General features: G+C 57.7%; 20 protein-coding genes. 5 read left to right on the top strand and 15 right to left on the bottom strand.

All coding sequences use genetic code 11. The annotated features are described in order from the left end of the window. Nucleotides 1-107 precede the first annotated feature (107 nt). Nucleotides 108-1040 carry a LysR family transcriptional regulator gene (locus tag ACA064_RS26915; protein WP_497670838.1) on the top strand — a complete coding sequence of 311 codons (933 nt, stop codon included), beginning with the start codon at nucleotides 108-110 and terminating at the stop codon, nucleotides 1038-1040. Between the two features lie 154 nt (nucleotides 1041-1194). Here ACA064_RS26915 and ACA064_RS26910 read toward each other — a convergent pair whose 3' ends face one another. From ACA064_RS26910 to ACA064_RS26875, 8 genes are all read right to left on the bottom strand, one after another. Next, complete coding sequence (locus ACA064_RS26910; protein ID WP_497670837.1) at nucleotides 1195-1593, bottom strand: GFA family protein; 399 nt, start codon at nucleotides 1591-1593, stop codon at nucleotides 1195-1197. A gap of 226 nt (nucleotides 1594-1819) precedes the next feature. Beyond that, entirely contained in the window at nucleotides 1820-2509 is a 690-nt protein-coding gene (locus tag ACA064_RS26905) for a hypothetical protein (RefSeq protein ID WP_497670836.1), read from the bottom strand. Between the two features lie 74 nt (nucleotides 2510-2583). Continuing rightward, nucleotides 2584-3012 (bottom strand): bleomycin resistance protein, encoded by a 429-nt coding sequence (locus ACA064_RS26900; RefSeq protein WP_497670835.1) that lies wholly within the window; start codon nucleotides 3010-3012, stop codon nucleotides 2584-2586. A gap of 161 nt (nucleotides 3013-3173) precedes the next feature. Then, the gene (locus ACA064_RS26895; protein WP_497670834.1) at nucleotides 3174-3575 is read right to left on the bottom strand and encodes a hypothetical protein; all 402 of its coding nucleotides are present in this window, start codon (nucleotides 3573-3575) and stop codon (nucleotides 3174-3176) included. A 49-nt stretch (nucleotides 3576-3624) separates the two neighbouring features. Continuing rightward, a complete protein-coding gene (locus ACA064_RS26890; RefSeq protein WP_497670833.1) occupies nucleotides 3625-5586 on the bottom strand; it encodes an alkaline phosphatase D family protein in 1962 nt (653 codons plus the stop codon). 301 nt (nucleotides 5587-5887) lie between these two features. Continuing rightward, nucleotides 5888-6259 carry a DUF6124 family protein gene (locus tag ACA064_RS26885; RefSeq protein ID WP_497670832.1) on the bottom strand — a complete coding sequence of 124 codons (372 nt, stop codon included), beginning with the start codon at nucleotides 6257-6259 and terminating at the stop codon, nucleotides 5888-5890. 487 nt (nucleotides 6260-6746) lie between these two features. Next, nucleotides 6747-7076 carry a YkvA family protein gene (locus ACA064_RS26880; RefSeq protein ID WP_497670831.1) on the bottom strand — a complete coding sequence of 110 codons (330 nt, stop codon included), beginning with the start codon at nucleotides 7074-7076 and terminating at the stop codon, nucleotides 6747-6749. Nucleotides 7077-7243: 167 nt separating this feature from the next. Further along, the gene (locus tag ACA064_RS26875; protein ID WP_497670830.1) at nucleotides 7244-7723 is read right to left on the bottom strand and encodes an anti-virulence regulator CigR family protein; all 480 of its coding nucleotides are present in this window, start codon (nucleotides 7721-7723) and stop codon (nucleotides 7244-7246) included. A gap of 698 nt (nucleotides 7724-8421) precedes the next feature. Between ACA064_RS26875 and ACA064_RS26870 the strand changes: the two genes are divergently transcribed. After that, nucleotides 8422-11025, top strand: a complete 2604-nt coding sequence (locus tag ACA064_RS26870; protein WP_497670829.1) for a bifunctional diguanylate cyclase/phosphodiesterase — start codon at nucleotides 8422-8424, stop codon at nucleotides 11023-11025. Nucleotides 11026-11251: 226 nt separating this feature from the next. Here the strand turns inward: ACA064_RS26870 and ACA064_RS26865 are convergent, their stop codons facing one another. After that, nucleotides 11252-12211, bottom strand: a complete 960-nt coding sequence (locus ACA064_RS26865; RefSeq protein WP_497670828.1) for a LysR family transcriptional regulator — start codon at nucleotides 12209-12211, stop codon at nucleotides 11252-11254. Nucleotides 12212-12528: 317 nt separating this feature from the next. Between ACA064_RS26865 and ACA064_RS26860 the strand changes: the two genes are divergently transcribed. Continuing rightward, on the top strand, nucleotides 12529-13893 hold the full coding sequence (locus ACA064_RS26860; protein WP_497674338.1) for an MFS transporter: 1365 nt from the start codon (nucleotides 12529-12531) through the stop codon (nucleotides 13891-13893). A 342-nt stretch (nucleotides 13894-14235) separates the two neighbouring features. Here the strand turns inward: ACA064_RS26860 and ACA064_RS26855 are convergent, their stop codons facing one another. Continuing rightward, entirely contained in the window at nucleotides 14236-14559 is a 324-nt protein-coding gene (locus tag ACA064_RS26855; protein ID WP_497674337.1) for a helix-turn-helix domain-containing protein, read from the bottom strand. A gap of 593 nt (nucleotides 14560-15152) precedes the next feature. Here ACA064_RS26855 and mtlD point away from each other — a divergent pair. Then, the gene (gene mtlD / locus ACA064_RS26850; protein ID WP_497670827.1) at nucleotides 15153-17315 is read left to right on the top strand and encodes a bifunctional mannitol-1-phosphate dehydrogenase/phosphatase; all 2163 of its coding nucleotides are present in this window, start codon (nucleotides 15153-15155) and stop codon (nucleotides 17313-17315) included. Between the two features lie 133 nt (nucleotides 17316-17448). Here mtlD and aceE read toward each other — a convergent pair whose 3' ends face one another. Further along, nucleotides 17449-20118, bottom strand: coding sequence for a pyruvate dehydrogenase (acetyl-transferring), homodimeric type (aceE, locus tag ACA064_RS26845; RefSeq protein WP_497670826.1), 2670 nt, complete (start codon nucleotides 20116-20118; stop codon nucleotides 17449-17451). Nucleotides 20119-20288: 170 nt separating this feature from the next. Here aceE and ACA064_RS26840 point away from each other — a divergent pair, with 170 nt between their 5' ends. Then, nucleotides 20289-20741 carry a MarR family winged helix-turn-helix transcriptional regulator gene (locus ACA064_RS26840; RefSeq protein ID WP_497670825.1) on the top strand — a complete coding sequence of 151 codons (453 nt, stop codon included), beginning with the start codon at nucleotides 20289-20291 and terminating at the stop codon, nucleotides 20739-20741. A gap of 240 nt (nucleotides 20742-20981) precedes the next feature. Here the strand turns inward: ACA064_RS26840 and ACA064_RS26835 are convergent, their stop codons facing one another. The 4 genes from ACA064_RS26835 to ACA064_RS26820 form a co-directional block, all read right to left on the bottom strand. After that, nucleotides 20982-21479, bottom strand: coding sequence for a hypothetical protein (locus tag ACA064_RS26835; protein ID WP_497670824.1), 498 nt, complete (start codon nucleotides 21477-21479; stop codon nucleotides 20982-20984). 80 nt (nucleotides 21480-21559) lie between these two features. Continuing rightward, nucleotides 21560-21733 (bottom strand): hypothetical protein, encoded by a 174-nt coding sequence (locus tag ACA064_RS26830; protein WP_497670823.1) that lies wholly within the window; start codon nucleotides 21731-21733, stop codon nucleotides 21560-21562. A gap of 416 nt (nucleotides 21734-22149) precedes the next feature. After that, complete coding sequence (locus tag ACA064_RS26825) at nucleotides 22150-22611, bottom strand: hypothetical protein (protein WP_497670822.1); 462 nt, start codon at nucleotides 22609-22611, stop codon at nucleotides 22150-22152. Between the two features lie 90 nt (nucleotides 22612-22701). Next, on the bottom strand, nucleotides 22702-23085 hold the full coding sequence (locus tag ACA064_RS26820) for a hypothetical protein (RefSeq protein ID WP_497670821.1): 384 nt from the start codon (nucleotides 23083-23085) through the stop codon (nucleotides 22702-22704). Nucleotides 23086-23092 lie beyond the last annotated feature (7 nt).

Here is a 23092-nt window from a genome sequence, read left to right as displayed (position 1 = left end):
AGCCCTTTTTCGGAAGGAACTGCTCGGGTTGAATTCACTGTATTTCTTTACCTTTGTTTGATAAATACAGGTACGAGCACTTCATTTGATCCATGGTGTAATCAATCATGAAGCGACAGTTCGAAGATATTCAGCTGGGCAGCATCGAGTTGTTTTGCCTGGCGGCTGAGTCCGGCAGCTTCACCACCGCAGCCGCGGTCGCCGGTGTCACCCCGGCGGCGGTCAGTCGCTCGGTGTCGCGGATGGAGGCGCGCATGGGCGTGCGGCTGTTCGCCCGAACCACCCGCAGCGTCAAACTGACGGAAAGCGGCCGAGCGTACTTTGAACAATGCCGCCAGGCCCTGGCGCAGCTGGTCGAAGCGCAACGGGAAGTGATGGGCAAGCAGCAAACGCCCTCCGGAACCTTGCGCATCAGCGTACCCACCACCTACGCCCATCACCGCATCCTGCCGTTACTGCCGATCTTCAGAGCGCGGTTCCCGGCGGTCAAGGTCGAGGCCCACGTCAGCAATCGCAACATCGACTTCATCGAGGAAGGCTACGACATGGCGATCAGGGTCCGGGTTTTGCCCGATTCAGGCTTGATCGCTCGCCATCTGGAAGACGCGCAGCTGGTCACCGTGGCCAGCCCTGAATACCTGCAGCGTGCCGGTACGCCACAAACTCTGGACGACCTGCACCAGCATGAGTGCATTCAATTCGAACTGCCCAGCAGCGGCCGGCACATCGCCTGGTTGTTCAAGGACAACGGCGAAGACAAGGATCTGCTGACCGAAGGCGGCTACAGCTGCTCGGACGATGTACTGGGCGGCGTGACCCTGGCCAAGCACGGCGCAGGCCTGTTTCAGACCTACAAATTCATCGTTGAAAAAGAACTCGCGCAAGGCTCCCTGATCGAAGTCCTTGAAGCGTTCCACGGACGATCCCGGCCCTTTACATTGCTCTACCCGGGCGGACGCCACACCCCGTTGCGGCTTAGGGCCTTTGTCGACTTCCTGATGGAATACCGGGCGCAGTGGAACCTGTCCGGTGAGGGTTAAGACGGTGTCTACGCGGATTGCATGCACCCGCAAATTATCCGGTGAACGCAATACTTGTAGGAGCTGCCGCAGGCTGCGATCCTGGCAATCTCATCCGCGCCAAAGCTCTCTGGTTTACATCCCAGAACTGTGCATTTCCCTTAACTGACCAGCATTACGGCGTCTGCGGCCAATCATCCTCAATACTCACCCAGCACGCCTTGGACGCAACGAAAATGTGCTCCTGCCGAGCAGGCATAAAGGGCGTGTCGAGGGTCCCCAGCGCCACGGCAATCTTTTCGGGATGCTCCCCGCTGGTACTCGACCAAAACAGGCTGGAACCGCAGAGGGAACAGAACTCTCGACTCACCGTTGGCGATGACCGATAAGCGCGAATGACCTCCGCGCCCGTCACGCGCTCAAGCGCAGCACGAGGGACAGTGACGTAAGTCGCGAACGCGGCGCCATGGAATTTCCGGCACTGGCTGCAATGGCAATGGCCGGCCTCTTTTATCTCTGCGCGAATTCGATAGGTCACGGCACCACACAAACAACTGCCGGCATAGTCATTCATATGTTTACCTCGTGTCGTTCTAGCGGGAGGCATGTGGAATTTTACTACCGAGGACCAAACAGGCGGTAGAAGAGGATCCGGTTGTTCTCTTGTATTTGGAACTAGGTATCCCTTTCTGCACTCAGGGCGGCCACACCGGGCCGCTGTATTTCGCTTGTAGGTTCGGTCGATGCGCGATCAGGTTTGGTGTCCGAAGAAATTGGCGCGGACCATGATTGAAGCCACGTCAGTCGGCCTTAGTGTAAATGACCGTTACTTTGGGCTTACCCAGTTGCGTGATGTAGTCGTCCATACGGCGCAGATACCGCACGGTTTCTGTGTCGTAGTGGTTTAACAGCGCCCTGGCTTGTTCTTTGTGCCTCATGCCATCTTGCAGCACCGGAAAAAGATCCTCGCTGCGCTTTTGTTCGTGGGCTTCATCAAAAATATCCTGGGTCAACGAAATGAGGCGTGACGCAAACTCGATCTGGTCCGCAAGCGTTGCCATGTCGGTATTTTGATCCACGTCAGAAGACGCAGCTTGTTTGTGATCGCCTATCTTAGGGGGGTCGAACTTATCGATGTGGACCAAGTCGTTGGCCATGTGCTTGCCAAAGTACCTGGCTACCTTGAAGTGCTCTGCAATCAACTGTTGGCGCCAACGGCGATGGAAGTCGAGGAACGCTTGCTCTTGCGGGGAGTTAGCAAGTGCTTTCCAGCCTTGGGATTCAGAGACCTGCACCAGTTTTTCCAACTCGTTGTACCCGGCATACAGCAACTGACTGGTCTCCTGAGCAGTTTCTTGTGCTCCATCAATAAACCGCTCGTTGTCCGATCTGGCGTTTTGACTGTTCGTCATCCAGGCCGTTCCGGCCAGCGTGATCGCGGCAGCCAACAGAGAGGCCGTCAGGGTTTCGAAGAAGGGCGGTTTATTCATTGCGCGGTTAGGGCTCTAAACAAAAGGTAGGGGAGGATAGTTACTTAAAGAGGTCAAGCAGATACCGCGGCCTTTCACAGCCTGCAGGCTCGCTCCCCCAGACGTTGCCCCAACCGAACCAAATACCCGTCAGGATCCTGGACCAGAAACTCCCGTTGCCCGACCTCTACCGCGTCCGCTCGATACCAGACATCTTCACAGGTCCGGAACAGCGGCCAGTGCACCGCGGCCAGACGCTGCAGGATCGGTTCGACCAGATCGACGGCAATCTGCAGGTTGATGCCTCGGCCCAAGGGCGCTTCAAGCGCCCCGGTTACCCACTGGCCTTCGAGAGGGTCGTGCTGTTCCAGCATCACTTGCGCGCCATCCAGATCAAGGTAAGCAAACCCCACCTCCGGGCGCTCATAAGCCACTCGAAATCCGATCAGCGAGGTCCAGAAATCAAGGCTCTGCTTGATGTCGGCGACCATCAACTCCGGGACCAGCTTATTCCGTGAAAACATACATATCCTTATGTGTTTAGCCGTTTGGAGAAGCCACTCTGCCAACCCGGTCTCGATACAACAAAAATCCAATGTGGGAGCGAGCCTGCTCGCGATGCAGGCGCCGCGATCTTTCAGACCAACCAGAGAATGGTGGCCCTAACTGACCGGCATCAACCCAATCACGCGCCGGTCTCAGCCTTCTCAATCGCCGCCTTGATATTCGGCACTGCATAGCTGCTGTACCAATGATTCATCCCTCGGATGGCCTGCTGCGCAGGTGCCGCGTCGTGGGCACCGATCAACTCAGCGCAGGCCTGGGCCATCGCGACCAGTATGCGGGCAGACTCAGGCACATAGGGCAGGGCAACGCCTTTATTGTGACGCTCCTGAATGATCGAGTAACGAATGTTTTCCGGTAAAGTCCAGGCGCTGATCAGGAACTCCTGCACCGAGTATTCCTGGCCTTTGATCTCGACAGTGGCCGATCGATGCTGCTCGCTGTAGCCCGCGTTTTCGATTTGCTCGCAGCTGTCGATAACGGTGTTCATCATTTCGCGGATCTGATTCCAGTCAGTCTTCATCCGGGTCTCCCTGCGCCCTTGGGTATATCAAATACTCTGTGGCCGCAGCTTATCGCGGCTCCTCAGGCCCCACCAACCGCGTAGGTGGTGACCCGTTGGCATTGTGCTGATAAATGGCCTGCGGTTGCCCTTTTTCGTTAAAAAACACCTGCCCGATCCCCGCCGAATTCCATAGCCGCTCACCCGCCTCAGCGTGCTCGGGGATATGCGGAATCACCTGCATCCTCCGACGTTTGGTCAACCAGTTGAGCGGCGAGCGCGGCGAGTACAGCCAGCGATTGAGCCGGTCGAACCATTCCAGCAGTTTCGGCGGAAACTCGTTCTTGATGCCGCTGCTGGTGATCTGCCAGATCCTCGGGCCGCCCTTGCGGTGGCGGATCAGCACTTCATACACAAAGGAATAATGCACATCCCCGGACAGAATCACGTAGTTCCCCGGCGTGCGTGAGTGGCGGAAGATATTCAGAATCACCTGTGCCGCGCCGCGATGGGCCATCCAGTTTTCCGCGTCGACCAACAGCGGGAAACCGAACCAGCTGAACACCCGCTGCACCGTCTCGATCAGCTTGACGCCGAAGATCGGCGCCGGCGAAACAATGATCGCCGAAGGGTGATCCAGCAGTTCCTGCTGCAATTCACTGAGGGCTTCCCAGTCGAGCAGACCCGACGGCTGCTTCAGGGTGAACTCACTACGCCAGCGCCGAGTGCGGGTATCGAGCACCACCAGCGCCGGAGTGGTCGGCATCACGTACTGCCAGTTCTGAAAGCGCAGCAAATCATCGATCAGACTGTCTTGATCGGCGCTGTCCAAGTGACGGTCCCCGCCGATCGCCTCGGCACTCAACGCGTCGGTCTTCTCCAGCAGTTCGCCGAACACATCGGGGTTATTGCCCCAACCCTGGCAGAGCATATAAGCCATCAGGGCGTTGCCGATGATGCGCTTGGAAAACGGATGGCCGTACGCCGTCTCTTCCCACTGGGCGCTGAGGTTCCAATCATCGGTAATGTCATGGTCGTCAAAGATCATCAGGCACGACAAATGCGCGAACACCCGCGAAACACCACCCAGGCCCGCCTTGAAGGCATCGATATGCGTCTGCTCGAGGTCATAATGTGTCCGCTCTTCGGCAACCAGCACCGGCGGCTGCGGCGCGATCAGAGTCCAGGGCACCGGCGACCAGACCAGCAGATACATCGCCATCACTTCAGAGAAAGTCACCAAGTGATTGTCGGCGGTACTGCTGGTGAAAATCGGCTTCTTCACCCCGCCGAAAAACCGCTCGCGCAGGGTTTCATTACTCTCCAGCGCCGGCAGCAGATCGGCACGATGGTAATAACTGGCCGGATGCCCATAGAGCCGGGCACTGTCCTCGACCACCGCGCCCTCCAGATACTCCTCGAACAACCCAAGACGCTCGATCAACGCATGAATCGCCCGCAACATCGGGCCCGCCACATCGTCCGCGTAGACCTGATCGCCACTCATCATCAACAAGGCCGGACGTTGCTCAGGCTCGGGCGCCTCGGCCAGCAAACGATCGACGCAGAGCAGACCTTCGTCGGCATGATGATGGGGTTTACGGCAGGAGCCGTGGAGCAACTGCTTGATGCGGCTCTGCAGGACGAAATCGGGACAGCGCGCATTTCCGTAGAGCAGATGCGGGGCCCAGTCGGCGATGCCTGATTGTCGGCCGTCTGCTTCGGTGATCAGCAGGTCGTATTGAATCGACTGGTCGCAGGGTAGGGCGGTGTCCAGATGTAGATCGATAAGATGGACAAAGCCATGCAAGCCGATTGGTACTACCTGGCACTGTTGGGCGTCGAGGGGGAAATCGAGAATCGTTTCGCCACCGCTGGCCTCGACAAACCGCAGGCGCAGCGTCAACTCCAACGCCCGAGACCCCACCAGCCACAACACCAGTCGCGTTGGCTCCAGCCGTCGCAGCAGCGGGCCGGCAACTACGGCGGGTAATGGGTCGGTGTGCTCGGGTAGCGGGGAGGTGACAGACATCCAGGTTCAAGGCTCTTTACGTAAAACAGAGCCGGGGATCATACCGCAGGTGAGGGTGGGGGTTTGTTGTGTGGTGTTAGTGGACCATTAATCGTAATCAGCGCCGAGCACACTACCTGTGGCGAGGGAGCTTGCTCCCGCTCGGCTGCGCAGCAGCCGTAAGGCTTGTACATGCGGTGCGTCTAGCAGAGCCGGCTTGCAGGTTTTAGGGCCGCTACGCGCCCCAGCGGGAGCAAGCTCCCTCGCCACAGGTTATGTTCCCGTCGGCTTATCGCCTTATGCCGACGGGCACTTCTTCTACTTACACCTTCACCGGATGCTCGCGATCCAACGTCTTTTCGATCAGCAACAACCCCAGTTCCATCAGGCTATAGATCGCCAGGGCGAGGTTGCGGTGTTTGCCTTCCAGGTCATCGGAAAGATCCAGGGTCAGGGTGCTGGCCGAGCAGAAGGTTTCGTAGGTGTGGGCCAGCAAGGCTTCGGGGGTGATGTCTGGGGCGACGGTGAAGAATTGGTTGGGGCGCTGGTCGTTGAAGCGCGGTTTGATTGATGGTGGTGGGGTCAGGTAGTGATCGAGGGCTCGGTAGGCGGCCTCGTGGAGTTTTTTCGAATCGAGGGATTCGTAGGGCGAAACGTTTGGGGTTTCGGGTGGGTTGGGGGTGGCTTTGAACATTGGGCATAGGTCCTTTTAGTGGCGCTGCAACCATCTCGCTACTAAACGGAAGGGTGGCAGCTGTACGCAGGTTAGTAGACCGGGGACCTAGCAACCGGCGCGCCCGAGGGCGCCCTGCGCACAGCCGCCATCAAGTGCAGGGATCTGGGATACCTGACTGAATGGAGCTGTTGCACCTTGCTAGATAACCACGGGCTACTAAACCCGATCGCTGATGGGCAGCGACAGGAGAACCTTAGTGGCGTGGGGCAAGGCGCACAAGCGGGGGGATTCTGGGGGAATTGTAGGCAGTGGCGCAAGTTGGTGTAGTCAGTGGGGAAGTGATGCGGTTGAGGATTTTTAAGATCAAAAGATCGCAGCCTGCGGCAGCTCCTACGGAGGATGTGTGGTTTGGGCGAGTGGTTTCCATAGCGCGAGCTGCCGGCACTTTATGGATTGATGTGGGGTGGGGGGTTTAAGATCAAAAGATCGCAGCCTGCGGCAGCTCCTACGCGAGGTATTGCCATAGGGCGAACAGTGCGGCGCTCCATAGCAGGATGACGACTACAGCGGCGACTCTGCTGACTGGCTTGGGCTCGTGATTTCTTTCCCAGTCCAGGGCTCGGGCGCGGGATATGTCGAGAACGCTTTGTGGGATGAAGCGCATTACCAGCAGTATGCCGAGTGGCAGCAGGATTGCGTCGTCGAGCAGTCCGAGTATCGGGATGAAGTCGGGGATCAGGTCTATGGGGCTGAGGGCATAGCCCACCACGCACAGTGCCAATAGTTTGGGCAGCAGTGGGGTTTGCGGGTTTCGGCAGCTGAACCATAGGACCATGATTTGCCGCTTTATGACGCGGGCCCAGTGGCGCAGTCGGTTCAATGCAGTATTTATCACTGCCAGCCTCTCAAGGTTGTTTTTGGCCGCTTTCAGCGAAAGACGCTCAATGTTTGTTCAGGCAAAAGGCCGGGGGTACTGTCCCGGCCTGTGCGAGCTGTGTTCTGTCAGTGGAGTACGTCGTGCAGGACTTCGTAGATGATGCCTGTCGCGACGGCCGCCAGGATCACATCGGTACCGGCCTGGAGCCATTCATACCCATCATAGTGGGGCAAGCGTCCGATCAGCCGGCCATCGAGCTTTTTGGCGATGCCGGGTGGCAGGGGTTTGCCGCGAGCGAGGTTTTTTTGAATGCCCGGTGGAAGGGGTTGGACGCTGCCCCAGTATTGTCGATTATCGCCAAGGATGACCCGGATCCCGCCCACATCGATGGTCGGGGCTCGGTCCCAACCGCTATCGTCCTGCTTTCCTTGCCCCTGTTTGGCGTTTGCGACGTTCGGGATGCCCTTGTGGCCGCTATTGCCTTGCTGGTTCTGGTTGGCATGGGGGTTAGCTTTGCCGTTGCCTGGGTCGGCAAGCAGCGCGGGTGAACCGGCGAGCAGTGCAGCGGCGGTGAAGGTGGCGACGGACAGACGAATATTCGACATGACGTAGATGCCTCTGGGGGAGGGCGATTGCCCCGCATGCCATTAGATGATGGCTAGCCCGTAAGTTCCTGAGTGCATGGTTCGGTGACTTCTTCGGTGGCGCATGACAGCGATACCCGCGGGTTGGCCAAGGCGACTGTGATCTCTCGCACCACGCCAGGCGATCACAATACCAAGGGGCTGCATAATGCTGGCGCCTCGAGCATCAAGAACGACCGCTGACGGTTAGTTTGGCTGGCGGGTGTCAATGCCGGTCAGTTGATGGAAAGCTGCAGGCCGCCGCGTTGTATCTGAAGACTCGCGGTGGCTGATTTTGGGGTTGCTTCGCAACCCAGCGGGGGCAAGCCCCCTCGCCACAAGTATTGGGTTTGGGCGTCCTGTCCTTACCTCCGGAACAAGTCTGCCGAGGACACAAAGCAGACTTTCTCATTTCCTCCCGTGAGTTGTGCAGCCTTCAGGCGTTGCGCTGTCTGCTTTCGGCGCAAACGTCGGTATGTGGGAAGTTGAAGCCGGCCACGGGTCAAGACCTCAAGATTCAGGCCGATACAGTCAACAGGTGCATTCCGGATTGTTTCTGCCAACTGTCCGGGCTGAGGGCGTATCGCACTATGAGTCAGGGAAAACTCTAAACGCACACTGCCGAGGTGGTGTCGTTGTCTTCCATGCTGGCCCGTATTCGCTGCACCGCCTGGAGCACTATGAAAATTCATAATCTCGACCCCCTCGTGAAGGTGCAAACCTCCAATCTGTCCCTGACCCGCATTTCGCTGATGGGGTTCTCTGGCCTGTTGCTGTCGATTTTCTTGTTGGCCAGCGTGCTGATTATTTTTATCGCCTTCAAGCAGAACCACGACGCCGAGGCGCGCAGCCGCTTCTATACGGAAAAGGCCGTGCAGTCTTTGGAGAAGTCAGTTCTTTTGACGATCAAGGATTACGCGTTCTGGGGCGATGCCTATGAGCATCTGCACAAGACAGTGGATACGGATTGGGCGTTCGTCAGGCAGAACATGGGCCCTACGCTTTTTGCTGATTTCGGCTTTCAGGGGGTGTTTGTTATCGACCCTACCGATCGAACCGCGTACTCGATCATTGATGGCCAGCTGGGATCGGTCGCGGCTGAAGCCTGGTTGAATCAACCCATCACCGCGCTGATCGAGCGTGCCCGCGCAGGGGCGGAAAGTGAGACGCCGATCACAGCGTATCTCGATGTCGCCGGCACTCCCGTTTTGGTCGCCGCCGCGCCCTTGACGACTGGCACCGACCCTCAAGTCGAAGCTGATGCCAGGCCTTCCTCGGTGCTGTTGTTTGTCGCCAAGCTGGATGCCGCCAGATTGAGCGCCCTCGGCAGTGATTTCGGGATTGACCAGTTGCGCGTAGCCTCGGGTGATAGCGCAAAGCTAAGCCCGTCGGTTTTACCCTTGGGCGAGGCGGGTGCGGCGGGTGCGTTGCAGTGGACGCCGGAGCGCCCGGGGCATCAGTTGCTGACCGTTGTCTTGCCGCTGATCGGTATCGCGGGTCTGATTATCGGACTGATGACCTGGATTCTTCGGCGGCGCACCACGGCCGCGGCGCGGGCCATGGATGCCAATTACACCTCCTTGCAGGTCAGCCAGACGGCGCTGGCGGCCAGTGAGGCGCGGTTTCGGGATGTCGCCGAGGCTTCTTCCGACTGGATCTGGGAAATCGATTCCGAGTTGCGTTTCACTTATCTTTCGGAGCGCTTCGAGGCGGTGACGGGGCTGCTCAGGGCCGATTGCATCGGCCGTCCTATCGATGACTTGCTGGCCTCTGATCAAGGGCCGCTGTCCCAGTGGCTGAAAAACCATTCGCGACGGGCCAACGCCATTTTGCAGTGCAGTTATCAGGCAGGCGACGGGCAAGCCCGGATCAGCCGCCTTTCTGTGCGGGAAATGGAAGGGCTGGGGTATCGCGGCACGGCGAGCGATATCACTGAAGAAGTGGCGGCCCGCCGGCGTATCGAATACCTGTCGCAACACGACGCGCTGACCGGCCTGGCGAACCGCACCCGCATGCAAGAGTTCCTCGATGGCAAGCTCAAGGCCGCGCCGACCCTCGACGAGCCACTGGTGATGTTGAGCATCGACCTTGATCGCTTCAAGCCGGTGAATGACTTGCTCGGGCATGCAGCCGGCGATCAGGTGCTCAACGAGGTTTCGAAACGGCTGGGGCAGTGCCTGCGCGCCGATGATCTGGTCGCCCGGGTCGGCGGCGATGAGTTTGTATTGGTGCTGGCCAACATGGTGTCCCAGAATGAAGTCGAGCACCTGTGCAAGCGTTTGATCGACTGCATCGAGCAGCCGTTCCAGGTGGAGGAACATGAAGTCTTCATCAGTGCCAGCATCGGCATCGCCATGGCCCCGGCCGATGCCACCCAGGCCGACGAGTTGCTGCGTTATGCCGACATCGCGCTGTATGAAGCCAAGGACGCAGGGCGCAATACCTGGCGCTTTTACGCCGGCGACATGAACGCTCGAATCATTGATCGTCGCCAACTGGAAAGCGACCTGCGCTATGCCATCAAACATGGTGAGTTACGCCTGCACTTCCAGCCGCGCTACCAGATCGAAGGCCGGCGGATGGCCGGTGCCGAAGCGCTGGTGCGCTGGCAGCATCCGCTGCGTGGGCTGTTGTCGCCCGAGGTATTTATTCCCATTGCGGAGGAGACAGGCTTGATTTTGCCGCTGAGCAACTGGGTGCTGCATACCGCCTGCATGGCCGCGTCGACCTGGCCGGAAGAGTTTTTTGTCTCGGTCAACCTGTCGCCCACCGAGTTTCAGCGCGGGCAGCTGGTGTCCAGGGTGCAGGCGGTGCTGGCGGAAACCGGCTTGAGCCCGGGCCGGCTGGAACTGGAGTTGACCGAGAATGTGATGTTGGAAGACGCCAAGGGCGCGCTGCAGATCATGACCGACTTGAAAGCGCTGGGCGTGCGGCTGGCGATGGACGATTTCGGCACTGGTTATTCGTCATTGAGCTACCTGCGTTCGTTCCCCTTCGATGGGTTGAAAATCGATCGCAGTTTTGTCTCCGGGCTGACCGCCAGCGATGATGATCAGTCGATCATTGAGGCCATAGTCGGGCTGGGGCGAGCGCTGTCGCTTACCGTCACGGCGGAGGGAGTCGAAACGATCGAGCAGCTCGAGGCATTGCAGGAAGCGCGGTGCGATGAGGTTCAGGGGTATTTCTTGAGCAGGCCCATCGATGCGCGAGCGATTGGTGAGCTGATTGGTATTGAGGCGGGGCGTTCCGGGAAACATTGCGGTGTTATTGAGGGTGCTTTGTAAGCATACACACCGAACTTGTGGCGAGGGAGCTTGCTCCCGCTGGGTCGCGCAGCGGCCCCAATAAGGCTACTGCGGTGTTTCAGAAAGAACTCAGCAACCTGTTTTAGGGCTGCTGCGCAGCCCAGCGGGAGCAAGCTCCCTCGCCACAGGTATTCGGCAGCCCTTAAAAGATGTGTAGATATCCTGGAATCGAGGGTTTCTTGAAGGCTGCTTTGAAAAAACCGTCTCAGCGGTCTCCAGCTTCGCGCCGCAGCCTGGCGAACTCCAGCAAGGTATCGGCAAACTCCCGGGCGGCTTCGGTCAGCGGTTCATCCTTGCGCGTGATGATGCCGTAGTCCTGAGGTTCGACCTTGAACGGCGTGTTGAGTACTTTCAGCAAGCCGCTCTGGACCTGCGACTGGACCATGGACTCGGGCAACAGGGCGAGCATCGGTCCCGATTGCAGCAGTTGCAGGAACGTCGGCATCGAGATGGTCTCGACCGTGTTTGTGGGTGTGCGCATATTGAACTCGGCGAAGGCACGTTCCATCCGTCGACGTATGGGGGTATTGAAGGGGTACATGACCCACGGCCAATCGCTGAGTTGCTCGGTAGCCACTTCGTCGAACTGCAAGAGCGGATGGCGACTGTTGACCACCAGGCAGAAGGGCTCAGGCCCTAGCGCACGAAACTCGAACGGTTGCTGATAACGTTCATCCATGAAGCGGGCAATGATCAAGTCGAGTTTTTTATGCTCGAGCATTTCCAGCAGTTGATCACTGGTTTGCTCTATCACTTCGATGGACAGCATGGGCCGGTCCAGCTTGATCCTGGTGATGGCCTCAGGCAGCACGACTGAAGTCGCCGCGAAAATTGCGCCAACCTTCAAATGACCATGTCCCCCTTTGCGCAGTTTATTGAGCTGATCGACGAATGATTGTGTGTCGTCCAGCATTATCCGGGCATAGCGGACCACGAACTCGCCAAGTTCAGTCAACGCCATGTTGCGGGTTTGTCGTTCGAACAAAGCGAATCCCAGCAACAGTTCGATGTCGCGCAGCATCTTGCTGATGGCTGGCTGGCTGAGATTCATCAGGTCGGCGGTGGTGTGCATGTTGCGAGTCTTGGCCAGCGTATCGATCAGCGTCAGGTGCTTGATCTTGAGCCACCTGCTGAGGCTGGCGTATGAAATATCGTCGTTTTCCATAAGGCGCTCGATCTGGTTGATAACGAAACAATATCAAATGCTGAAATTATGTCATTGGGATTTATCAACCAGATCCACTAGTTTCTGCCCCAGTCGTCAGCGTAGGGATGTGGAGCGGCAGTAGTTCGGAAGCAGATTAGTCGTGACCCGCCGCAGTGGTGGACCAGAGCGTGGGCGTTCGGTCTGCGTGCATTGATTGAAAACCTGGCCGTTCGCGGTCTGGTGGCAGGCACATCTCCCCCACTGATTTGCCTGCCAGAAGTTCTGGATAGATAGAAAACAGTGGTCGCTGGACATCTAACAATAAGGCACAAATGATGACCAAAAAATCAACAAGATCGGACCACGCGGCAGCTATTGAGAGCGCCATCGCCAAGTGCCGATGGAAGCTGTTGCCTTTCCTCGCATTGATGTTCGCCCTGGCGATGATTGATCGCTCCAACGTCGGCTTCGCCAAGGCGGCGCTGCAAACCGATATCGGCTTGAGCAATGCATCCTTCGCCCTGGGGGCCGGCATTTTCTTCATTGGTTATGCGATCTTCGAGGTCCCCAGCAACCTCATGTTGCACCGCGTCGGTGCGAGGGTCTGGCTTAGCCGGATCATGATCACTTGGGGGCTGGTGTCTGCAGCCATGATGTTCACGCGCGATGAAACGACGTTTTATGTGCTGCGTTTTCTGCTCGGCGTGGCCGAAGCGGGCTTTTCTCCAGGTGTCATCCTGTACCTGACCTACTGGTTCCCGGCCCAACGTCGCGGTCAGGCCATCGGGATCTACTATTTCGGCCTGCCATTGGCCTTGATGCTGGGCAGCCCGTTGTCGGGTTGGTTGTTGGAAATGCATGGCATGTTCGACCTGACCAACTGGCAATGGATGTTCCTGGTGGAAGGGCTGGCCGCTGTCATCGTCGGGATCATTGCGCTGTTCTATCTCAAGAGTAAGCCACAGGACGCCAACTGGCTGACCCGTGAGGAGAAGGCCGCCCTGAGCCAGGAGCTCCAGGCTGAAGACAAGCTCAAGCTGGCCAATGGACCGAGCAGCCTGCTGGGGCTGGTTCGCAATAAGCGAGTGCTGAAGTTCATCCTGATCTACTTCAGCGTTCAGGTCAGCGTGTACGGGGTCATCTTTTATCTGCCGACGCGAATCGCCGAACTGCTGGGTACCACCGTCGGTTTCAAGGTGGGCATGTTCATTTCGTTGCCATGGCTGTGCGCCGCCGTCGCCATGTATTTTGTGACACGTTACGCCGACCGGCATGGGGCGCACCTGAAGATGGCGATGTGCATGCTGGGCATGGCCGCGCTGGGTATCGCCTCCTCGGCATTGCTCAACAGCTTTGCTCCGGTATTACTGGCTTTCTGCTTTGCAGCCGCCGGTTTCGTCACCGTTCAACCGCTGTTCTGGACACTGCCGACCAGTTACCTGGGTGGGGTCGCCGCTGCAGGCGGTATTGCTCTGATTGGTTCTATGGGAAATATCGGCGGCTTCGTTGCGCCAATGCTCAAGGCCAATATGGAGGTCTGGTTCACCGATCCCCGTGCCGGGATGTTGTCACTGTCGGCGGCTGGGCTGGTGGGGGTCTATCTGCTCTGGACGTTGCGCGAGTCGAAGGGTCAACCGCAGGTAAATCCGGGTCGTGCTGACGGGGTGGTGAGTAATTCCCAGGCACTCTCGAAGTCCTGAGAGTAGCGTTTGGAAAGCAGACCTTAATGTAGGAGCGAGCTTGCTCGCGATGGACTCAAGGGCGGCGCGTTTATTCAGAAAACACGCGTTATCGTTAACGTCCATCGCGAGCAAGCTCGCTCCTACAAGGGCGTAGCGTTCGCTTTGCCATCGATGGTGGCTGACAGTCCGCTCGGTTGCGCAGCAGCCGTAAAGCCTGCAGATGCGGTGTGTCTGGCAGAACCGGCTTGCAGGTTTTAGGGCCGCTCCGCGCCCCAGCGGGAGCAAGCGCCCTCGCCACAATTAATCACCAGTCGATAGATTTCCGTTAACAGACCGGCATTGGGCCTGCCCCGTAACTCGCTAGCTGACGGGTGACGGCTTAACAACAATTTGCGGCGACTCCCCGGCATCGTTGAGCGGCAGGGTGACGTGGGTGCGAAAGCCGAGCTTATCCAGCATGTCCATCATGGCATCGACGGTAAATTTCTCGATATTGCCATTTGCCAATTCGGAGACGCGCGATTGAGGTACGTTCAGCCTGGCGGCGGCTTCAACTTGCTTGAGACCGAGCTTTTTGATGCAGTCGGTGATGAACAGCGACAGCTCCATTCTCAAGGCTATCTTGCTGGCGGTTTCGGCGTCTTGGGTGACCTGAAACGGACGGTCGTGGGATTGAAATGCTATGGGCTGCCTCGCAAAAATATCTGATATTTATGCAAATACCGTAACAGTTCGCACCGCTCCCGGCTAACCCCAACCGACCGTTAACCTTGATTTAGGCGCCTCGTATGCTGTATAGCTAATAAGACGATTAGCCACACCGCAGGATATTACACGCCAATATGCATGGAATCACACGTATCGATCGCCCGTCCGGCCCACTGTCCGCATCCCTGATTGCGCACTGTGGGCCTCACGTAAAATGCTGCGCTGGCGCAGCCACAGGGCTTGTTACTCGCCTCTCCGTTTTACACCGTCTGCGACCTGGCTTGTCTGGCAGCTGCCTCGATCGGCGCCATCGATACGTCCCTCCGCCTGCTTTTTCTGATCGTTAGCCACTGAACCGGCGCATCCCTTTCCGTTTTGTCGCGGGATGCTTTGCTCGTCTGGCTTTTTCTATCTGAATTCATCACCACCTGAGCGCGACACCGCCCCGTCGGCATTCCAGCCTCGAACGGCGCCCGTCCGCTACACGGCACAACTGAGTGCTGCCGCAGTGCCTCTCCCAGGAGACTGGCCTGCAGCGCGCCATCTCACGTTACACGGAGTATCAGCCTATGATTTTTTTCCAGGGTAAAAGAATATTCAGCGCCATCTTCGATATGGATGGCACCATGTTTGACACTGAGCGCCTGCGTTTCAAAACCCTCAAGCAGGCCTCCAGCGAGATTTTCGGCACGCCGCTCAGCGAGGAAACCCTGATCGGTTCACTCGGCCTGAGCGCGAAGAAAGCCGAAGCCCTGGCGAAGGCGAACCACGGTGAAGACTTCCCCTACGCCGAAATCCGCCAGCGCGCCGATGAACTTGAGCTGGCGTTTGTGCGTAATCACGGTGTGCCCATCAAGGCCGGCTTGCTGGAGGTGCTGGAGCGGTTGCGCAAATACGGCCTGACCATGGCGGTCGCGACCTCAAGCCGTCGGGCCATCGCCGAGGAATACTTGATCAATGCCAACGTGCTCAAATATTTCGACATCACCGTCTGTGGCGATGAAGTCAGCCATGGCAAGCCCCATCCCGAGATCTTCCTGAAGGCGGCCAGCGCACTCAATTGCCTGCCGGGCAGCTGCTTGATGTTCGAAGATTCTGAAAACGGCCTGCTGTCGGCGATCCGCGCCGAGGGGCAACCGATTCTGATCGAGGACATCAAGCCGCCAGCGCCCGAGGTCAAAGCCGGTGCGCTCAAGGCTTATCGCAACATGCAGGAGTTTCTCGGTGACTTGAGCGAATGCATGCCCGATCTCGGCACACCCGAGCTGACCGAGGCCTTCCCTACGGCGCTCAACCAGTTCCGCGTCGGCATCCACGGCTTCGGCGCTATCGGCGGCGGCTACCTGACACAGGTGTTCTCCCACTGGGACGGCTACACCCGGCCCTGTGAAATCATCGCCGCCACCCGCTCGCGGATGCTCCGTGAAACGGTCACAGCCTTCGGCAGATTCAGCGTGCGCTACGGTGCCACGTCCTTCGACCAGACCATCGAAAACATCAGAATGATCGACATGGACGACGCCGAAGCGGTGATCGACATGTATGACGTCGCGGAAGTCATCGGGCTTAGCCTGCCCGAGGCGGCCATACGCAAACAGGCCGGGGTGATTGCCAAGGGCCTGATCCGCCGCTTTGAACGCCGTCGGCGCGAGCTGACGATCCTCATCGTGCTGAACAAGGTGGGCGGCGCGGCCTTCGTTCGTCGACAGGTCGAAGCGGAGCTGGGGCGTATGTGCTCAGCTGAGTTCTGCAAGAAGGTTCTGGAGAAGACCCACTTTGCCGAAACAGTGGTCAGCCGCATCGTCTCCAAGATCTCCAACGATGCCCTGCTGCGCCAGCTGCGGATCAAGTCGAAGATCTTCCAGAACAGTATCAACGACGAGCAGATCGACCCTCAGGTGAAGCCGACGACACCGGTTCCTGAGTACGAACGACTGATTGGTCGCTTCCGGCCCTTCACCCAGTCGAGTAACGCGCTTAGCCAGTTGCACTTGATCCTGTTCAACAGCGAACCGGACATGCCCCTCTACGTGGAGCGCGGCAGCAATTTGCTGGAGCGGCTACGCCAAGTGAAGACCGTGGAAGACATCACCCAGACCCAGGTGATGAAGAACCTCCTGTGGAACGGCCCCCACGCGATTATTGCCTGGTACGCCAGCCTGTTGGGGCATTCCTTGCTGGGGCAGGGCATGGGTGACCCGCGTGTCGCCGCCCTGGCCGAGCGGCTGATCCGAGAAGAAGTCGGGCCGGCCCTGGTGGCTGAAAATACGCAGATGAACGAGGCCGTCGCGATATTTGCCAAGACATTCCTGGAACGCTGCAAGACCTCCTTCAAGGACCCTTGCGCACGAGTGGGGCGCGACCCTCTGCGCAAACTGCAACGCAACGAACGCATTCTGCGAAGCATCGACCTCGCCAAAAAACACGGGATCGATTCCCCCGCGCTGGAGTTCGGCACCGCACTGGCCATTCACTATGCCCTGCGCTCGACCGACAGCAAGGACCAGGAGTGCCAGCTGATGAGGAAACTCTACGCTGACAGCGGCAGTATCGAGACGGTGCTGACTTATACCGGGAACTACAACGGTCGGCCCTATCCGGGGTTGGACCCGGTTAAGGATGCAGGATTGGTTGAGGCGATTGCCGGGCATTTCGAGCGGCTTGTGGAACCGGATTCGAGTCACTGGGCGTGGCCGTTGCAGGTTGAAGCGTCAAATGCTCAGCCGGCTTGACGGACTGGCTCAGCGCTGACGATCCCCCTTGCCAAAGGTTCTGCGCTCGGCGCTACTGGCACCAAATCCCGGTTCGGGTGGGTTGGGGATTTGCAGGCCGCCTCACCAGGACCTGGCGCGGCGGCTTACGCCGTCAAACTGTGGCTGGGTTCTGTTTCTCCGGATCAATACCATATAGGGCAATCGCGTCGGCCACTTTCTCCCGTGGCAACGTGCCTTCATCGGCCAGCGCCTTCAAGGCGGCTACGGCAATAAAGTGCCGATCGACTTCGAAAAATTTGCGCAGTGATTCGCGGGTATCCGATTGACCGAAACCATCGGTGCCCAGCGCGATGAAGCGCCGTTTGGGTACGAAGGGGCGGATTTGATCGGCGAATATTTTCATATAGTCGGTCGCAACCACCATGGGCCCCTGTTTATCCTGCAAGCAACTTTCCACATGACCGACTCGTGGCGTTTCTTGCGGGTGCAGCAGGTTCCAGCGCTCGACCTCCTGACCTTCTCGACGCAGTTCCGTCAGGCTGGTCACGCTCCAGACCTCACTGCTGATGCCGAAGTCCGTCTCCAGCAGCTGCGTGGCGGCGATGACTTCCAGCAGGATCGAGCCGCAGCCCATCAGTTGCACATGCTTGCCTTCGGTCTGCGCGGCAGTGGCCGAGAGCCGGTACATGCCTTTGAGAATGCCGTGTTCGGCGCCTTCGGGCATTTGCGGGTGGGCGTAGTTTTCGTTGAGCAGGGTGATGTAGTAGTAGATGTCCTCGTTCTCGACATACATGCGCCGCATGCCGTCCTGGATAATCACCGCCAGTTCATAGGCGTAGGTCGGGTCGTAGGACACGCAGCAGGGGACGGTCGAAGACAGCACGTGGCTGTGGCCATCGTCGTGTTGCAGGCCTTCACCCATCAAGGTGGTCCTGCCCGAGGTTGCGCCGAGTAGAAAGCCCCTGGCCCGAGCGTCACCGGCGGCCCAGGCGAGGTCGCCCACGCGCTGGAAGCCAAACATGGAATAGAAAATGTAGAAGGGCACGGTCATCACACCGTGGGTGCTGTACGAGGTGCTGGCCGCGATCCAGGAGGAAATGGCGCCGGATTCGTTGAGGCCCTCCTGCATGATCTGACCGTCCCTGGCCTCTTTGTAGTAGCTGAGTTGGCCAGCATCCTGGGGCGTATACAGTTGGCCAATGTGGGAGTGGATGCCGATCTGGCGAAACAGGCTTTCCATGCCGAAGGTCCGTGATTCGTCCGGGACGATGGGCACGATCACCTTGCCGATATTCGGATCCTTGAGCAGGGTCCCAAGGATCCGCACGAAGGCCATGGTGGTGGAAATCTCGCGTTCGCCGGTACCTTTGAGCTGGGTGCTCAGGGCCGACAATGGTGGGATCTGCAAGGGCTCTGCGGCACTGATCCGTTCTGGAATGTAGCCACCCAGCTGGGCGCGCCTGGCTTGCAGATAGCGCGCTTCGGTACTGTCCGCGGCAGGCTTGAGGTAGGGCATTTCACCCAGTCGATCGTCAGTGATTTCCAGCGAGAAACGATCGCGGAAGGCCCTGATCGCATCGTCGCCCATCTTCTTCAGCTGGTGATTGATGTTCTGGCCTTCGCCGGCTTCACCCATGCCAAAACCCTTGACGGTCTTGGCCAGAATAACGCTCGGTCCATCGGTGTGGCGCATGGCCGCCGCATAGGCGTTGTAGACTTTTTCCGGGTCGTGGCCGCCGCGAGAAAGCTTCCAGATTTCTTCGTCAGTCATGTCGCTGACCAGTTGCAGCAACTCGGGATATTTGCCGAAGAAGTGTTCGCGTACGTACGCGCCGTTCTGGGATTTGTAGTTTTGATATTCGCCGTCGACGCACTCCATCATGCGCTGGCGTAACAGGCCGCTTTTGTCCTTATCCAGCAGGGCATCCCAGCCACCGCCCCAGATCACCTTGATGACATTCCAGCCGGCCGCCCGGTACAGGCTTTCGAATTCCTGGATCACTTTGCTATTGCCGCGTACCGGGCCGTCCAGGCGCTGCAGGTTGCAGTTGACGACGAAGATGATGTTATCGAGCTTCTCCCGACCCGCCAGGGAAATGGCCGCCAGGGACTCCGGTTGGTCCATTTCCCCATCGCCGAGAAACGCCCAGACTTTTCGACCCTGATGTTCCTTCAGGCCGCGATCTTCCAGGTAGCGCATGAAGCGTGCCTGATAGGCCGCGGTGATCGGCCCCAGCCCCATGGACACGGTGGGGAATTGCCAGAAGTCAGGCATGAGCCGAGGGTGGGGATACGAAGACACGCCATCGCGATCGGTCTCGCGACGAAAGTTATCCAGTTGATCTTCGCTCAGGCGTCCCTCGAGGTAAGCGCGCCCGTAGATGCCCGGCGAGGAGTGACCCTGGATATACACCATGTCGCCAGCGAACTGCTCGGTCCGGCCGCGGAAGAAATGATCGAAGCCGACGTCGTAAAGGATGGCGGCCGAGGCATAGGACGCAATGTGCCCACCAACGTTGGAATGTTTGCCGGCACGCAGCACCATGGCCAGGGCATTCCAGCGGATGTAGGCATTGATCCGTCGCTCCACGCCCAGATCGCCGGGGTAGGTTTGCTGGCGGTTCACGGGGATTGTATTGACGTAGGGCGTGGTGACTCGCCCGTAAAAGTCGCCATGCTGGCTGACATCGAAATCCAGCAACTGATCGATCAGATAATGGGCTCGAGGGCGGCCTTCGACGCTCAGAACCGATTCAATGGATTCGAGCCATTCGCGAGTCTCTTGTGGATCCTCGTCGAGAAACACTGATTGTTGTGCCATCGTCGTCTCCTGGATAGTGCCGCGCGAGCACCTTTCGGTGCCCTGGGGAAGGGGGATCGGTGTGCGCCAATCCGTCGGAATGCGTGTCGTTGCAATTGCAACGACATGCCGAACTTATCCTGCTGCGCGTTACAATTGCAACTAAATCGATTTCATTGGAAGGGTGAAGCATGTCTTCAAGCGAGCCGGATACCTGGTTCAGATTCGTCAGGGCTCACCGCTGCCTGATACGGGAAATCGAGCGCCGGCTGGCCGCGGCCGGGTTACCTGCTTACGCTTGGTACGATGCGTTGTGGGGGCTGGAAAGCGGCCCGAATGGCACCCGGCGCATGAACGAACTGGCCGATGTGATGGCTATCGAACGCTACAACCTCACGCGCTTGATCGACCGCCTGGAGGCTGAGGGCCTGGTCGAGCGCAGTCGTGCCAGCGATGACGGCCGTGGAGCCTGTGCCTCGATCACCGAGAGCGGCAAAGTGTTGCGCAAGAAGATGTGGCAGATTTACGAAGGCGCGGTTGCCGAACTGTTTCTGTCGCAATTCGATGATCAGCAACAGCGCTTCTTGAGTGACGCCCTGGAGCGCGCGGCCAGTGCCGCCCGAAACAGTGCGCGAGCGGGGTGAGCTCTGGCGTTTCTCGTAGAGCCGTTAAGTCAGGCAACGGCTTCTTTCAAGTAAACCGCATACGCAGGACTTGCGAGGACTTCGTCCTCAGCCTCGCCGGCCCCTGTAGGAGCGAGCTTGCTCGCGATGGAAGTTAACGATAACGCTTATTTTCTGAATAAACGCGCCGTTCTTGAGTCCATCGCGAGCAAGCAGTGGATAGTAAAATGTTAAATCGTTTTTTTCAGGCCTTTGCGTCTTTTAAGGGCTCGCGGTATCCGTGATGCACTGTTTTATTCGATCCGAGTCCGTGCCGCTGCCTTCGCTGTGATCAATGTCGCCATTGGCATCGAGGTAGATGTGCGTAGTGGACCACGTCGGGGTTATGTTGACGCAGTGGGCGCGAACGTTTTTGCTCCACCAGGAGATTTCCATGAAAAACTTCTCATCTGGAAACAAGAAGCCATGATCCCGTGTGCTGCTGCCGGGGGGCATTCCTCCTTTGTATATCCGGTGTTGCACATTCCAGATGAACCGCAGTTCTTCCACCCCATGCTTGGAATAATGGACGGTTGCAGTGGGCAGCACAATAATTTGCCAGAGGGCAATCAGCAGAAGCACCAGCAACGGCAGCAATAGCGGTAACAACAAAACCAATAGCCACCACAAGTATCGTAGTCGTGACTTACTTACAGTTGTGGACACGGATTCCATCCCCCAGTTTTCTGGAATAATTGCCAGCCCTTCATTCATGATCATCTTTGCGTTATCCCGCCGTTTGGGTATTACTCGGCGAGCTTCACGCCAATACTGATCGCCAATCTAACCTTCGGCGAATGTTAGGGTTTCACCAAATCCCACTGACACTCTTTCAACCGATCTACGTCAGTGCCGCTCCCTTCCCGCATATCAATGTTGCCGTCGGCGTCGAGGTAAATGTGCGTATTGGGCCACTTCGGTGTGATGCTGATGCAGTGCCAACGCTCGTTCTCGGCAGCCCAAGAAAACTCCATGAAGAACTCTGTATCCGGAGATAGAAATCCATGGTCGATAGCGACTCCTCCGGGGGACATCCGTCCCCTGTATATCCGGTCTTGGACGTTCCACGTGTACCGCAGTTCTTGCACAGCATCCTTGGAGTAATGGACGGTTGCAGTAGGTAGTACAAAAATATTCCAGAGGACAAACGGCAGTAACGCCAGCAGCGGCAGCAGTAGCGGTAATAACGGAATCCATAGCCACCGCATGTACCGTGTTCGGGGTTTACTCGCAGACGTGGACACAGACTCCATCTCCCCAGCTTTCTGGAGCAATTGCCAGCACCTCGTCCATGATCATTTCGCGGCTATTCCGCCATTGTTTTGCGCGCTTCATGCCGATACGGATCGCTTTATAAAGTGTTAAGTCGTTTTTTAGGCCTTTGCGTCTTTCAAGGGCTCGCGGTATCCGTGATGCACTGTTTCAAACGATCCGAATCCGTGCCGCTGCCTTCGCTATGATCAATGTCGCCGTTGGCATCAAGGTAGATGTTCGTATTAGGCCACTTCGGGGTTATGTTGACGCAGTGGGCACGAACGTTTTTGCTCCACCAGGAGATTTCCATAAAAAAATTCTCATCAGGAAACAGGAAGCCGTTATCGACTGCACCTCCGCCGGGTTGCATCCCTCCCTTGTATATCCGGTGCTGGACGTTCCAGATGTACCTAAGTTCTTCCTTTCCGTTTTCGGGGTAGTGAATGGTTACGGTCGGTAGTGCGATATCCCAATGGCTGAGAGCCAGATACAAAAATGGAATCCATAACCACCATCTATACCTTGAACGTATTTTACTTGCAGTCGTGGTCACGAATTCCATCCGGCCAGTTTTCTGGAATAATTGCCAGCTCTTCATTCATGATCATCTTTGCTGTTATCCCGCCGTTTGGGTTTACTTGGCGAGCTTCACGCCAATACTGATCGCCAATCTAACCTTCGGCGAATGTTAGGGTTTCACCAAATCCCACTGACACTCTTTCAACCGATCTATCTCAGTACCGCTCTCTTTTCGCATATCAATGTTGCCGTCGGCGTCGAGGTAAATGTGCGTATTCGGCCACTTCGGTGTGATGCTGATGCAGTGCCAACGCTGGTTCTCGGCAGCCCAAGAAAACTCCATGAAGAACTCGGCATCCGGGGATAGAAATCCGTCGTCACTAACGGCTCCTCCGGGGGACATCCGTCCCCTGTATAAACGGTGTTGGACGTTCCATGTGTACCTTAGTTCTTGCACAGCATCCTTGGAGTAATGGACGGTCGCAGTGGGTAGTACAATAATTTGCCAGAAGACAATCAGCTGCAGCACCAGCAGCGGCAGCAATAGTGGCAACAACGGA

Source organism: Pseudomonas sp. LBUM1658, assembly GCF_059716055.1.
The sequence above is the reverse complement of the archived record's forward strand: the minus strand, read 5'-3'. Positions and strand labels throughout refer to the sequence as shown.

What these genes read in the sequence shown, in the direction of transcription:
- ACA064_RS26895 (WP_497670834.1), bottom strand. Translation starts at nt 3,575, where the DNA reads ATGAAGACTGACTGGAATCAGATCCGCGAAATGATGAACACCGTTATC.
- ACA064_RS26840 (WP_497670825.1), top strand. Translation starts at nt 20,289, where the DNA reads ATGTCTTCAAGCGAGCCGGATACCTGGTTCAGATTCGTCAGGGCTCAC.
- ACA064_RS26835 (WP_497670824.1), bottom strand. Translation starts at nt 21,479, where the DNA reads ATGATCATGAATGAAGGGCTGGCAATTATTCCAGAAAACTGGGGGATG.
- ACA064_RS26870 (WP_497670829.1), top strand. Translation starts at nt 8,422, where the DNA reads ATGAAAATTCATAATCTCGACCCCCTCGTGAAGGTGCAAACCTCCAAT.
- ACA064_RS26910 (WP_497670837.1), bottom strand. Translation starts at nt 1,593, where the DNA reads ATGAATGACTATGCCGGCAGTTGTTTGTGTGGTGCCGTGACCTATCGA.
- ACA064_RS26890 (WP_497670833.1), bottom strand. Translation starts at nt 5,586, where the DNA reads ATGTCTGTCACCTCCCCGCTACCCGAGCACACCGACCCATTACCCGCC.
- ACA064_RS26900 (WP_497670835.1), bottom strand. Translation starts at nt 3,012, where the DNA reads ATGTTTTCACGGAATAAGCTGGTCCCGGAGTTGATGGTCGCCGACATC.
- ACA064_RS26915 (WP_497670838.1), top strand. Translation starts at nt 108, where the DNA reads ATGAAGCGACAGTTCGAAGATATTCAGCTGGGCAGCATCGAGTTGTTT.
- ACA064_RS26905 (WP_497670836.1), bottom strand. Translation starts at nt 2,509, where the DNA reads ATGAATAAACCGCCCTTCTTCGAAACCCTGACGGCCTCTCTGTTGGCT.
- ACA064_RS26880 (WP_497670831.1), bottom strand. Translation starts at nt 7,076, where the DNA reads ATGGTCCTATGGTTCAGCTGCCGAAACCCGCAAACCCCACTGCTGCCC.
- ACA064_RS26885 (WP_497670832.1), bottom strand. Translation starts at nt 6,259, where the DNA reads ATGTTCAAAGCCACCCCCAACCCACCCGAAACCCCAAACGTTTCGCCC.
- ACA064_RS26860 (WP_497674338.1), top strand. Translation starts at nt 12,529, where the DNA reads ATGACCAAAAAATCAACAAGATCGGACCACGCGGCAGCTATTGAGAGC.
- aceE (WP_497670826.1), bottom strand. Translation starts at nt 20,118, where the DNA reads ATGGCACAACAATCAGTGTTTCTCGACGAGGATCCACAAGAGACTCGC.
- ACA064_RS26865 (WP_497670828.1), bottom strand. Translation starts at nt 12,211, where the DNA reads ATGGAAAACGACGATATTTCATACGCCAGCCTCAGCAGGTGGCTCAAG.
- ACA064_RS26830 (WP_497670823.1), bottom strand. Translation starts at nt 21,733, where the DNA reads ATGGAGTTTTCTTGGGCTGCCGAGAACGAGCGTTGGCACTGCATCAGC.
- ACA064_RS26825 (WP_497670822.1), bottom strand. Translation starts at nt 22,611, where the DNA reads ATGAAGAGCTGGCAATTATTCCAGAAAACTGGCCGGATGGAATTCGTG.
- ACA064_RS26875 (WP_497670830.1), bottom strand. Translation starts at nt 7,723, where the DNA reads ATGTCGAATATTCGTCTGTCCGTCGCCACCTTCACCGCCGCTGCACTG.
- mtlD (WP_497670827.1), top strand. Translation starts at nt 15,153, where the DNA reads ATGATTTTTTTCCAGGGTAAAAGAATATTCAGCGCCATCTTCGATATG.